General features: G+C 36.5%; 11 protein-coding genes. 6 read left to right on the forward strand and 5 right to left on the reverse strand.

Going from position 1 to position 12,148, the window contains the following annotated elements; all coding sequences use genetic code 11:
* Positions 1-555 precede the first annotated feature (555 nt).
* The gene (locus tag F6K06_RS32035) at positions 556-798 is read left to right on the forward strand and encodes a hypothetical protein (RefSeq protein ID WP_124147362.1); all 243 of its coding nucleotides are present in this window, start codon (positions 556-558) and stop codon (positions 796-798) included.
* Between the two features lie 167 nt (positions 799-965).
* On the opposite strand, the gene F6K06_RS32040 is transcribed toward F6K06_RS32035, so the two are convergent.
* On the reverse strand, positions 966-1,187 hold the full coding sequence (locus F6K06_RS32040; protein WP_124147361.1) for a ferredoxin-thioredoxin reductase variable chain: 222 nt from the start codon (positions 1,185-1,187) through the stop codon (positions 966-968).
* Between the two features lie 515 nt (positions 1,188-1,702).
* Entirely contained in the window at positions 1,703-3,658 is a 1,956-nt protein-coding gene (locus F6K06_RS32045) for a PP2C family serine/threonine-protein phosphatase (RefSeq protein ID WP_124147360.1), read from the reverse strand.
* A 306-nt stretch (positions 3,659-3,964) separates the two neighbouring features.
* On the opposite strand from F6K06_RS32045, the gene F6K06_RS32050 reads away from it, so the two are divergent.
* Together F6K06_RS32050 and F6K06_RS32055 are read left to right on the forward strand one after the other, a co-directional pair.
* Complete coding sequence (locus F6K06_RS32050; protein WP_124147359.1) at positions 3,965-4,429, forward strand: NfeD family protein; 465 nt, start codon at positions 3,965-3,967, stop codon at positions 4,427-4,429.
* A 29-nt stretch (positions 4,430-4,458) separates the two neighbouring features.
* Positions 4,459-5,427, forward strand: coding sequence for an SPFH domain-containing protein (locus tag F6K06_RS32055; RefSeq protein ID WP_124147358.1), 969 nt, complete (start codon positions 4,459-4,461; stop codon positions 5,425-5,427).
* 180 nt (positions 5,428-5,607) lie between these two features.
* Here the strand turns inward: F6K06_RS32055 and F6K06_RS32060 are convergent, their stop codons facing one another.
* A complete protein-coding gene (locus F6K06_RS32060) occupies positions 5,608-5,991 on the reverse strand; it encodes a Fur family transcriptional regulator (protein WP_287239012.1) in 384 nt (127 codons plus the stop codon).
* Between the two features lie 80 nt (positions 5,992-6,071).
* Here F6K06_RS32060 and purS point away from each other — a divergent pair, with 80 nt between their 5' ends.
* Entirely contained in the window at positions 6,072-6,383 is a 312-nt protein-coding gene (gene purS, locus F6K06_RS32065) for a phosphoribosylformylglycinamidine synthase subunit PurS (RefSeq protein WP_124147356.1), read from the forward strand.
* Positions 6,384-6,615: 232 nt separating this feature from the next.
* A complete protein-coding gene (gene purQ / locus F6K06_RS32070) occupies positions 6,616-7,305 on the forward strand; it encodes a phosphoribosylformylglycinamidine synthase subunit PurQ (RefSeq protein WP_124147355.1) in 690 nt (229 codons plus the stop codon).
* Positions 7,306-7,598: 293 nt separating this feature from the next.
* Here purQ and F6K06_RS32075 read toward each other — a convergent pair whose 3' ends face one another.
* Complete coding sequence (locus F6K06_RS32075) at positions 7,599-7,889, reverse strand: Mo-dependent nitrogenase C-terminal domain-containing protein (RefSeq protein ID WP_240039180.1); 291 nt, start codon at positions 7,887-7,889, stop codon at positions 7,599-7,601.
* 409 nt (positions 7,890-8,298) lie between these two features.
* A complete protein-coding gene (locus F6K06_RS32080; protein ID WP_124147353.1) occupies positions 8,299-8,517 on the reverse strand; it encodes a hypothetical protein in 219 nt (72 codons plus the stop codon).
* A 1,684-nt stretch (positions 8,518-10,201) separates the two neighbouring features.
* On the opposite strand from F6K06_RS32080, the gene F6K06_RS32085 reads away from it, so the two are divergent.
* Positions 10,202-11,896, forward strand: a complete 1,695-nt coding sequence (locus F6K06_RS32085; RefSeq protein WP_124147352.1) for a tetratricopeptide repeat protein — start codon at positions 10,202-10,204, stop codon at positions 11,894-11,896.
* Positions 11,897-12,148: the final 252 nt, after the last annotated feature.

Raw genomic sequence — 12,148 nt, forward strand, 5'->3', positions numbered from 1 at the left:
GTAAACCCAAGGGTGAATATCTACAGGAAATGATGGTTTTTTCTTGCGAGGGTAGCCTTCTTTCCTCTTCCCTCTTTCTTCTTCCTTCTTCCTTCTTCCTTCTTCCTTACCTTTGCTATACAAGACCGATGCTACCGGACATGATATGACACGAGCGCCATTTTTCGACCATAAAATGTTTAGGTCCCACTAGGCTATCAGTACCTCCGGCTTAAGCAGGAGGCTTGAAATTCAGAATTTTCTTTCCCTTGGTCGATTGGATATGGCGGGGAGACCCGTTCTTGCAGACCCGCTCCGAAGATCGCCATCCCACTCTTTGGGAAGCTCCGAAGATCGACCGCTTTTTATCCCCTTAAAAGGAGAGGCTTGAGACCTTATTTTTTGTCAACAGAGAAAAAATTTGCTAAGTTATACAAGATGCTTTTAACAATTTTTAGAATAAACAAAAGGTTTAATTTTTATATCAACTTATGTATTTGAATTAAGGGATAAAATATACAATTTACCCCTTCCCTATTTTTTCTTACTTATCTTTACTATTTAGGAATGAAATCAATGCCTCCAGAATTAAGAAGCATCTTTCCAGAAACAAATTCACCTGCTACAGAAATTTTTCAAATTTCTCAAACTACTCAGGAATTTTATCAGGAGGTAAAATATAGAGAAAATTTTCAAAATTATTGTCAGTGGTATTATGAGATAGCTGAACAACACCAAAAAGAACTACAAAAAATGCGGAGTGATATTAATATTTTAGGTTTTTTCTTGCAATTAATTCACCCTAAAGTCAAAAAATAGGAAAATAAATGGGGACAATGCCCCATAAATCCTATTAGTATTAACCTTAAGTTATTCTATAGTAGTCCAAGGAAAGGGCGCGGACATATCAAAAGCTTAAAACTCAGATAACGCCATATTTTTTCTGATTCCTTCTCTCCTAGATAACTAAAGCCTTCGTCCTTCTGCTATATAAGTTCTAATTCCTCTTCCTTCAGATGAACTTTAAATTTTTCTGTAAATTTGACAAGAATTGGTAGATTAGCGCTAACTGGTCTGCCCTTCCATTCATTGACAATACCAATAACTTCTCCCTCCTCATCTTTAAGATCGAATGGTTGTCCTCTATTTTCAGGATGAATATAAACAACAACAGATTGATTAACGCGAACACGATCGCCTACTTTCATATATTAAAACCTTATACTATCATCTCCTAGAAATTTAACTAGCTCTGGGCTAAAAGCTTTCAGCTATCAGCTGGGATTGAAATCCCCGACTTGTAGAAGCCGAATAATTTAAGAGGGGTTTAAATCCCTTTTTAAATTGTATTTCTCTCAGTTTTAGTAAAATCTAAGCTGAATACACCAATTGCTGTTTGCGTTTGCGTAGCATCCCGTAGGGAAGCATTCCGTCAGGAAACGCTTTTTAACTAATGTAACTCCAAGAATAAATTACACTAGCTTTAAGAATCTTCCTATTCTTTCATAAAACCAACCCTAAATCTACATCAATTTCACGTTGAACAATTTTTTAATCAACTATAAACATAATATTAAACTTCAAATTACTATCAATTAATCTATATAGCAGTCCTGTTTGACTTGTGCAGAAAATATCTTGGAGCTAGGGGACAGAGAACATTGAAAAGAGGTAAAAAGAGCGACAAAAATTAGTATCTCAGCTATAAGTCCAAAATTAAACATTAAGAATCAGGAGAAATAGGAGCTTCCGAAGGCTCAGGTATCATTGGACTTTCCGAAGATGCAGGAGCATCATTAGGATTTGAGCGAAAATTTTCCCAATTGCGCCACACCGCTACAAATGCCCCTACAGATAATATCAACAATAAACCAACCATAAACATCCACGGTTTTAACCTTGGAGATTTTGGCATAGCCTCCACCTCAGAATCAGGGCCAGAGTTAAGATCAGCTTCAGGTTTAAGCTCCGAAACTTCATCATCATCACTATAAAGAAGTGCTTTAGAAGCTTCAGATAATTCTGGCATTACCTCCTTTTCCAGAGGTCTTGCTGTAGGATTATTCAATAAAATCAACTGTTCTGGAGAAATACGATAGTGGGCAAGCACCACCGAAGTATTATCGTGACCATTTTTATCATTCGCCAACTCAATCAAATACTCAACTGCCTGCTTGAGAGAAAATTCACCTCGAAAAATCCCAGGAGTATACTCAGTCCAAGACTTCTCAACCCAATCATTATCACTCAGACCATCCGAGCATAATAACAATAAACCCTCTTCTTCAATCAAAAATCTTTGAATAGTGGGACAAATAAACTCCCCATCCCTCGTACCAAGAGCCTGAGTCAGGGCACCCGCATCACGACGTTGTAATGCCTGCCAATACAGACAATGACCGAGACACACCTCCCTAGAAGCCACATCATCATCCACAGTCAACAATTGACAAGCATTTTTAGTTAGCCAATAGGCACGACTATCTCCCAAATTAGCTATGTACAATTCATGGGCATTATTCGGATTTGATTCTAGAGAAGGTTTTACCTGTTGGGGCAACTGTAGCGCCATAACTAATGTTGTGCCCATACGTTGTCGGGACTCTCTTCCTTGTTCATTATTCTCAGTGGCAATCATGTTATTGACTACCCGAATAATTTCCTCAAGTTGTTTCATTACCAAATCTGGTGAAGTTAAATCCTGTTGTTGGGCTACTTCTGTCAATAGATTTTGTACTAATCTTTTAATGGACTGTACTGCTAGTTGACTAGCTACCTCTCCGCCATCATGGCCACCTACCCCATCACAAATCATTGCTAAATGGGGCACCAATTGCTTGCTAGCTAAATCTTGTTCCGTTGGATAACAACAATCTTCATTATGGAGACGCACAGGCCCAGTATCCGTAGCTCCTACTATTTCTGCACTTAATGGTAATTTGGCCGCCTGTTCCAATAGGAGTTGGTTCAATTTAGGGGCGATCGCCTCCAGAGATTCCCCAATATCTCCAATCATCTGACAAATCTCTTGTAATGGCTGTTGGATATGAGTATGAGCAGTAGGAATCAAATTAGACCAAAAAATCCTTAAATCTCTATGTTTAGTGTTACGGTTTTGTAAGTCCAACTCTAATAGTCGTAACCGCCAACCTTCGACCCTTAAACTATTTGTCAAAAGACTGAAAGCCATGCGCTCTTTTGATAAAGGTTTCCATAACTGCATTATTTGCCATAACCAGTAAACTTGACGTACAGGAGTTGCTGTAGGCCAAGCCTCTACAAAAGCAGGATACAACTGACCTTGAGAGTCTAGAGGAACATTGTCTAACAACAGAATGTCTCTAGGATAAGCTTCTTCTCCATATTGATAAAAACCATATAACCCTGGTGTATGGAGTTTATAGGGATATAAATGTAAATATGGCGTTATATTATCTGGTAACTCCTCATACATAAAAGGAGGTTGAGCAGGTTTAGTATCCAGCCAAACTTGTGGAGCTACAACATAGTAGCGATCGCCCAGAAACTCCCCAACAGGAATCTCAACTCCGGCATCAACAGCCCATAAATAGCGATAGATTAATTGAGTTTGGCAAGCTTCGCACTCTTGGCGACCCCAGGAATTGGCCGGATGAGGACAGTTAATATTTGGGCAATGAATTAGTGGGGTAGAAGACATTTTATTAACTCAATATTTAAAAATTAAAAATTAAAAATTATACTAGAAATATTAATTTGAGAACTTATATAAGGAATTGTTTTTTTCGGTGTTGATAAATAATTTAGGAGGGTTCCAAACTGAATTTCTTTGTGTCAAGACGCAAAGATATGTTGAGATAGAAGTTATCTTCATAAATTTCAGAATAAAATAAATTATATACTTGACTATTTGTCAAGAAATAATTTTAGCTAGTGATGAAAGCAAACTACAGTAATTTTACTGAAAAATCACTCATAAATTTAACCTCACCACTCCCATTTATCCATGCTATTAAATCCAACGATATTTTGGTTACTGGCTGGGTCAATTCTTTGTTTTTTAGAACTCCTCGTACCCACAGCCTTTGTTGAATTTATGATGGGACTAAGTGCCTTTGTTGTGGCAGGAGTGTCCCTCTTAATTCCTAGTATTAGCGTACAAGTGGCCTTGTGGATGATTTTTTCTGTAGCTTCTATTCTTGCCTTCCGTCGCCTGTTGCCCAATCATACAGTGGCGACTATTGCAGATGCTCAGGAAGCAGAAACTTTAACAGAAATATTACCAGGCCAGCCTGGTCGAGTAATTTATGAAGGTAATTCTTGGCGGGCAAAATGTGACGATGAAAGTAGCACGATCGCTGCTCATGAAAAAGTTATTGTCGTTAGACGTGAAGGTAATACTTTATTTGTACTGCCAGAAAATTTATTAAATTCTTCAGTTTATCTCCCTCACCAAAGTCAATTGAGATAACAACTAATTAGATAATTAGGAGATTAAAAATGGAACAGTTTTTTTTGTTAGTCTTTTTAGCTTTAGGTGGTTCAAGTTTAGCCGGAAGTGTCAAAGTTATTAATCAAGGAAACGAAGCTTTAGTAGAAACTTTAGGTAAATATAATGGCAGAAAATTAGATGCTGGTTTGAAATTTATTATCCCATTTTTAGATAGAATTTCTTATCAAGAAACAATTCGGGAAAAAGTATTAGATATTCCACCTCAACCATGTATTACTAGAGATAACGTAGCAATTAGTGTAGATGCTGTGGTTTATTGGCGGATTATGGATTTGGAAAAAGCCTACTACAAAGTCGAAGACCTTAAATCTGCAATGGTTAATCTAGTTCTAACTCAAATTCGGGCAGAAATGGGTAAATTAGAATTAGACCAAACCTTTACAGCACGCACAGAAATTAATGAGGTATTACTCAGAGAATTAGACATAGCTACTGACCCTTGGGGAGTGAAAGTAACTAGGGTAGAATTACGAGATATTAGCCCTTCAAAAGCAGTACAAGATTCTATGGAATTACAGATGACTGCGGAGCGACAAAAACGGGCAGCAATTTTAACTTCAGAAGGGGAAAGAGATTCTGCAATTAACTCTGCTAGAGGTAAAGCAGAATCACAAGTTCTTGATGCTGAAGCTCGTCAAAAAGCAACTATTTTAGAAGCAGAAGCACAACAAAAAGCAATTATTCTTAAAGCTCAAGCTGAACGTCAATCTCAAGTATTAAGAGCTTCTGCAACTTCAGAAGCGCTAGAAATTATTACTAAAACCCTCCATAAAGACCCCAATGCTAAAGAAGCACTCCAATTTTTATTGGCTCAAAACTATTTGGATATGGGTCAGAAAATTGGTAGTAGTGACAGTAGTAAAGTTATGTTCATGGACCCCCGAAATATTCCAGCAACTTTGGAAGGTATGCGTTCCATTGTGGCAGATGGCAAAAATTCAGTTCAAAGTCAGTAGAATTTTTTGGCTTTGCTCATCGGAACTGTCTCCTGGAAGGAAGCTTTATGGGGTATAAATTCCCATCATCACCCCCGGTGTCTACAATTATTTGGGGTTATTAAGACATGAAGTGGCCGGTCGTTGACTATCCCCATGCAATTTATTCTGTCTCCTGTCTTCTGTCTCCTGACTCCTTCTTCAAGTTAAAGTACAACGGTCACAAAGTCCAAAAAACTCTAAAGTGTGATAAAAAATCTTAAATTTGTGGGACTTCTGTAATTTATTTTCTAAATTATGCACAGGACATTCATAAATAGGAATAGAAGTCCCACATTTTACACAGGTCAGATGATGTTGGTTTTGCTGTAAGCAACTATATACAGATTCGCCATTGGCCAAAGTCCGGACAATTACTACCCCTTCTTGTTTGAGGGCATCTAAAGAACGATAGACTGTTGCTAATCCCAGAGGTTGGTCACATTCGCGCAGTGCTGAATAAATATCCTGAGCAGATAGCGATCGCTTCTGGATTTTTAATAGCTTTAAAATACGCTCTTGAGACCGGGTACGGTTGGATTTCATGGCTAATGTGGTTAACTATGAATAGAACTTAACTGATAATATCTAACGTGGTCAGTTGAAATCTAATATTTTTTAATCTCGTGACAAAACAATATCAGGCACATATATATGTTACCCTAAGACCATCTGTTTTAGATCCTGCTGGTACTGCAGTTAAATCTGGGTTGGCACAGATGGGATATGACAATGTAGAACAAATTAGAATTGGTAAATATATTGAGTTGATGCTTCAGGCAACCGATGAAGCAACTGCTAAGGAACAACTAGAATTAATCTGCGATCGACTATTAGCTAATCCTGTCATTGAAAATTATCGTTTTGATTTAATAGACATCTCCAGAAAAGAGGCAACAGGCAACAGGCAACAGGCAACAGGCAACATGGAGAAATAATTGATAATTTATGGATCAGAATTGATTTTATTTTTGATTTTTGGAGATGTTTAATGGAAACTGTCAAAGAAGGTGCTAGGTTTTAGGTGGTAGATTTTAGGTGAAACTGTGGACATCAGTTGTGAAAGTGGAGTTTTAGACCTAGTTGCTAGTGCATAGTACTCTTGAAAAATCTGCAATAACACCTGAAGTCTCACACTTTCAGAGTATAGCAACTATCATTGAAATTAATATGAAGTTTGGTATTATTGTGTTTCCCGGTTCCAACTGCGATCGGGATGTAGCTTGGGTAACTCAAAGTTTATTAGGTCAACCAACTCGCATGGTTTGGCATCAAGAAGAAAATATTTCCGGTCTAGATGTAATAGTTATTCCTGGAGGTTTCAGCTATGGCGACTATCTCAGATGCGGAGCGATCGCTCGTTTTTCTCCAGTCATGGCAGCAACTGTTGCTCATGCCCAAAAAGGTAAGTTAGTATTAGGTATCTGTAATGGTTTCCAGATATTGACAGAAATAGGACTGTTGCCAGGAGCATTAGTCAGAAATCAGCAATTAAATTTTATTTGCGATCGAGTTCCGGTCAAAGTAGAAAACTCTGATACTGCTTGGACATCTACTTATACAAAAGGAGAAGTGATTCGTTTACCAATAGCTCATGGTGAAGGTCGTTATTATGCTGATACAGAAACGTTGAAAGAATTAGAGAATAATCGTCAAATTTTATTTCGTTACTGTACGGAAAATGGTGAAATTAGTCAAGTAGCTAATCCCAATGGATCTCTTAATAATATTGCTGGGATCTGCAACCGTCAAGGCAATGTGTTGGGAATGATGCCTCATCCAGAGAGAGCATCAGACCCAATGTTAGGTGATACAGATGGCATCAAATTATTTAAGGGATTATTAATGGCTGTGGTTTGAATTTAGCTACAGTCAAGTATCTCATAGCTTTCCCATAGAATAAAAGTTGATTTCAATTGATTAATTTTTAACTGGGAAAGCTTTGCCTTTTCGGTTTTCGCCAACATAAAAAGCGGTCATTTCAGTTATCAGTTAGCCTCTTTACAGAGGAGCTACACTATCAGTTATCAGTTAACAGTACCTCCTGCAATAGGGAGGTAAGAAAATCCGAAATTTCCTTTTTTATCCCCTTTCAAGGGGAGGCTTTGGACTTAATTTATTGGTGAAAATGGGTTTGATTATTGCTTCCAAGACTAGCAGTATGAGGTAACATCTTCTCCACAAATATCCGCTAAATAACACAAAGCTCTAAACCTCAAACCAATTAATTCATCATAAAGAGGGTTAAGTTTGCACATGGGAGGAATATGAAACAAGATATGACCAAAAAAAGTGATATCGCGCTCAAAAGGGCACTGACTGGGAATTAACTGGCACAGAAATCTTGCTAATTTGGGATTGTTAATTTCTATATGATCTAGCCATTGTCGCAAGGGTTTTAATGGCTGAAATTTAGGTACTGTAGTATACATACGAGCAGTCATAGTATTTAGAATGTTAATGTTTTGGGGCTTCATCTATACCCCTGTTTTTACTAGATTTTGCATAGCGTCTCAAGACTGCTTTATAAAACTGATACAAAGCGTCACATCGATTGACAGCTATGATGTTTACTTCCTGCTTCTTGCGGAACTGTCGGCAGCACTCCGTCCACAGGCATTCACAGTAAATCCGACCGCATATCTTGAGTGTGTCTTACATTATGAGAAGACCTCAGAATTACACACTCGCTTTCTCAAATTAATACTTGCGTTTAGGTCTCTATAAGAGTTCTACAGTGAATTTTTTTACTTTACCGGAAAAGTAATATGTCAATAGTTATGATCGATTAATTTAATTGGCAAAAATCAAAAGTTAATTATCTTTTCCCTTATGGGTTTAAGACTTCACCATCTACACGCTGTAAATGCGCTTGGTAGGGTGAGAATTCCATAGGTCGCATTCTTCTGATGGCTTCTCTACCTGACTCCTGACTACTTCTTCAAGATATTGACTTTTGATTTTCCAGTAGAATTTTTCCTCACACACTAATGTGAAGAGGTCTAAGTGACCAGAGGGGTTGATTGCAAATAGTCTGAGGATGCTTTGACATCCTCTGCGGCCTAAAGGCACGGAGATTCCTACTGAGCCGTAGCTCTTCGGTGGGTTGACGCTTCTTAGGCTGCTAATTTGACAGTAGTCTTATGCTTGCCTCCACGTCCGTTTAGAGTCTCGGAATGCCCTCCCGCGACTTATCAAAAATTCTTGTGGGTTTATTTGTGCCTTCAAGGCGCAAACTGCTCATTGAGCTGAAAGCTTCCCAAGTTCAGCTCTCAACTGAAGGAGTTTCAACCTAATCTTTTTTTCGACAGTATTTATGAGACAAGACGGGTGTTGAAACCAATCTTATAATAACATGAGAAGTCGCCCGCTTATGGGCGAGGCTTTAAACCCAATTATCTGGTAAGTAATTTTTACTGTCCTCAACAGCAGAAGTATTCAGACTAAATTATTTTCCATGGCATCAACAAATTTGATATACTCCCGACGTTGTGCTTACGCGACCACGCAAGACTTTTCAGCCCGGGAAACCCTGACCGCAATTTTGACAGAGGTTATGTCCCCCCCTGTATTAAAATGATCCGCAGTAATATATTTGAGAGACCTACTACTTAAAGTCTCTAGTTCCAATTTTCAGAACAACATAAAGAAACATCTAAGATTGCTCAGGCAAATAAATTTGCCTAAAAATAGGTTAGTTATGCTTTTAAGCTCTTTATTTAAAAGTGGATAATAGCTAACCTGTTTTTGTCACCTATTTGATTGTTACACCAATCGACCTAATTGTCGCGTCTTAATTATTCACAAGTATAAATATTTTATATAAATTTAATTAGTTTTTATTATATTAAAGATGTTGAAAAAAAATAACATATATGGTAATAAATATAGTTAAAAAAAATTGTAAATGTTGTCCCTTACCCAAGTGTAGAATCGCAGGTAATCTCATCGCCATGTTCTTCTGTGACAATTTGATGGGCAATACTGCTGACGCAACGCTCCGCGTTAATGTAGTTGTGCGCGAGCAAATGCCATACCTAACCTTGTTTTTTTCTTTTGTAGTGAAACTTTGCTCAAATCCTCTTTTGTTTGCAGTCTTGATGTTATATCAAACTCAGTAGAGGATACTAAACCCTTAAACGTTCAGTATTGCTAGAAATTTTACTATTCCATATCGGTCTCACATTGGATCTATAGTAGTCACCATTACTGTATTTGACTATCAAAAGCTTAAAACTCAGACAATACAAGATTTTTCTTTTTTCCTTCTTCCTTCTCCTAATATATGCAATTAAACAGATTTGATATTACTCAAAAATAGTTTGCTTTCAGAATTATACTATGTCTGAATGATTAAGTTAAAAATGTTCTATTGAAGCGATATTAGCGATATTGAAGTAATATCCCAAATTTGTGCTCCGTTTCCAGTGTTTTCACTTGAATTTACACCTAGAACTTACGACCTCAGACCTATGACCTAAGAATTTTATTATAACTAATTAAACGGACATGATATTACTTCACTTCACACAGACTTTTTAATATAGCAGCGAGGGCGAAGCACTTTTGCTGTTGCTATTCTAAACTCCTGACTTATTGACTATCGCTTTTCTAAACCTATGGTTTACATTTTGTTCTGAAGATATATAAATATATAGATTAGTGAAACTTAGACCATCTAGGTAGATTTTAAATAAATGTACAAGATATAATACTATTTTGAGATAGACTCTATCAAGCTTAAGGAAAAAAAATTATGACCAAAACTGATTTTAAATCATCCCAAAAATTGACACTTTTAACAACATTAGACAATACTAATAGCCAAAACATCTCCGGGTCTAACGGAATTTTTAGTATATTTTCTGCATTTCCAGAATATGACCGTGGCAACAGAATGTATAATATGGGCAGATACGAGTCAGCCATATCCTACTACGAAAATGCCGTTAAAATCAAGCCAGACTGGGCTATAGGTTGGTTAAAACTAGGTCATTGTTTCTATAAACTACAAAAATATGAACAAGCAATAGAAGCTTATAAGCGATCGCTATCTATCAAGTCAAATGATGATGAAGCTTGGAATTGTTACGGTGTTGTATTATCTAATTTAAAACAGTATGAAGAAGCGATCGCTTGCTTTGACAAAGGAATAAAAGTCAACCAAAATAATTATGAACTCTGGTACAACAAAGGTATTATTTTAGCTGAATTTAAACAGTATCAAGCTGCCATCCACTGTTATAAAAAAGCACTAAAAATACAACCGATGATGGGAGAAATTTGGTATGCTCAAGGGCAAGCTTTATTAAGTGTAAAAAAATATGCTGAAGCATTAGCTGCTTATGATTGTGCTGTAAAATTGCAACCTGATAATTATCATATTTGGTTAAATAGAGGGTTAGCTTTAGTTGAAACTTACCGTTATGCTGAAGCAGTAGCTAGTTACGACCATGCAATAGAATTACAACCTGATAATTATTTGGCTTGGTTTAACCGAGGAATTGCTCAAAGTAAACTACACAAATATCACGATTCAGTCTCTTCTTTTAATAAAGTAATTAAATTAAATCCAGATGATTATGAAGCTTGGTTTTATAAAGGATTAGCTTTAAAAAATCATTGGAAAGAAGGAGGAATTGCTTGTTTTGATAAAGCAATTAATATTAATCCTAATTTACCGGAAGCTTGGATTAGTCGTGGTCATACTTTATTAGATTTATTTAAATATGATGAGGCATTAGAATCTTTTAATCAGGCAATTACAATTAATTCTAATTATCCAGAATCTTGGTTAGGTCGAGGCAAAGCATTCATGGCACTTAGTAAGTACAATGAAGCTCTTATTGCCTATGGGAATGCTATTGCTACCCAACCAGATTTTTTAGAAGCTTGGAATTTTCGAGGAGAAGCATTAGAAAAACTCCAGCAGTACGAAGCAGCATTAGCCGCTTATGATAAAGTCATAGAAATGAGTGTAAAACAAGGAGTTTCTGTTGCTAAAGTTGGTTTACAAAGAGGAGCTGCTTTAGAAAAGTTACAAAAATACTCTCAAGCAATAGCAGCTTATGATTTGGTCATAGCTAAACAGTCTGATAATTTTGATGCTTGGTTGCAACGAGGATTATGTTTAGCAAAAATGGGAAATGATCGAGAGGCTGCTATGAGTTATAATCGAGCTATTAAAATTTGGCCTAATAATTATCAAGCTTGGTCAGAACTAGCTACAATTATGGAAAAGTTAGAGCAGTATGAAGAAGCGATCGCTGCCTACGACCAAATAGTTTCTTTAAGACCAGGTAATCATCAAATATGGTTTAAAAGAGGATTAATTTTGGAAAAATTAGCATATATTCAAAAAGCAGTTATTTCTTACAATATAGCTTTGGAAATTAAGCCTAATTACCAAGAAGCACTTAATAGAAAAAATCAGTTAAGAATGCAAGGTTAATTTAAAAAATGTTGAGTATACTACCCACCTAAAAAGAATATTAGGTGGGTTTAGCAAAACTAATTTAATTTGGCTTTTTTTAGTTTTTGACATATTGTATTCATCTGCCTAATACCAAATTCAAAAAAGGCAGTTACATCTTAATTTGTGATTTATTCCTAAAAGAAAAAATTATAAATTCCATAAATTCTCAAATTTCCACCTTTTTTCCTCTTTAATATTTATGTTTTTCTTTCTCTGTTCCCAGCTCCG

It is taken from the genome of Okeania sp. SIO1H4 (assembly GCF_010672695.1).
Classification (GTDB): domain Bacteria; phylum Cyanobacteriota; class Cyanobacteriia; order Cyanobacteriales; family Microcoleaceae; genus Okeania; species Okeania hirsuta.